This is a genomic window from Neisseria sp. P0021.S007 (assembly GCF_051956855.1).
Genome location: NZ_JBQCXA010000451.1, coordinates 1 through 725, shown reverse-complemented (window position 1 = coordinate 725; position 725 = coordinate 1). Strand labels below are relative to the sequence as shown.

The window sequence follows — 725 nt, the reverse complement described above, 5'->3', positions numbered from 1 at the left end:
GGCATGGTCGCAGCCAAAACCACCGTCCCCATCTTGGGCGTACCCGTTCCCAGCAAATACCTGCGCGGCGAAGATTCCCTGCTTTCGATTGTGCAAATGCCCAAAGGCGTTCCTGTTGCTACATTTGCCATTGGTGAAGCAGGCGCAGCCAATGCGGCGCTGTTTGCCATTTCACTTTTAGCCAACGAAAATCCTGAATTGGCTGAAAAATTGGCGGCTTTCCGTGCCAAACAAGAGCAAACCGTTCTAGCCATGGAATTGCCCGAAGCATAACGGACTAAGGCCGTCTGAAAGTTGTAAAAGGAAACTTAGATTTCGTTTTACACTTTTCAGACGGCCTTGTTTAATGATCAAATTAAATTAACATCATGAAACCCCTGGCATTCGTCCTACTCTCCACCCTGCTTTGTGCCTGCCAAAGCCCAAGTATTCCTGCCCAATCAAACGCCATTCCATCTCAGCAACAAGCTCAAGATAATACCGGCAACCTGATTATCTTCTATGATGCACAAACCGGTTCTGAGCCATTGCTAAAAGCAGTGAAAGCCTCCGGCGCAAGTTTGATTTATGAATACAAAAACCTGAACGGCATTGCTATTCGTCCGTCTTCTAAGACCAAGATTGAAGATGCCATTGCCTATTTTAAAAAGGTAAACGGCGTATTGTCCGTCGAACAAGATAGGCTGCTGAAACTTCAATAACCGAGCTGGTTCTTCGGACTAATA

At 46.5% G+C, this 725-nt stretch carries 2 protein-coding genes; both read left to right on the top strand.

Annotated elements, in window-relative coordinates; translation table 11 throughout:
* On the top strand, window positions 1-273 hold a 273-nt coding region (locus ACTHUR_RS13940; RefSeq protein ID WP_440399138.1), incomplete at its 5' end, for an AIR carboxylase family protein.
* Window positions 274-368: 95 nt separating this feature from the next.
* Entirely contained in the window at window positions 369-701 is a 333-nt protein-coding gene (locus ACTHUR_RS13935) for a hypothetical protein (RefSeq protein ID WP_440399137.1), read from the top strand.
* Window positions 702-725: the final 24 nt, after the last annotated feature.

Coding starts and splice junctions, on each gene's coding strand:
- ACTHUR_RS13935 (WP_440399137.1), top strand. CDS start 369: ATGAAACCCCTGGCATTCGTCCTACTCTCCACCCTGCTTTGTGCCTGC.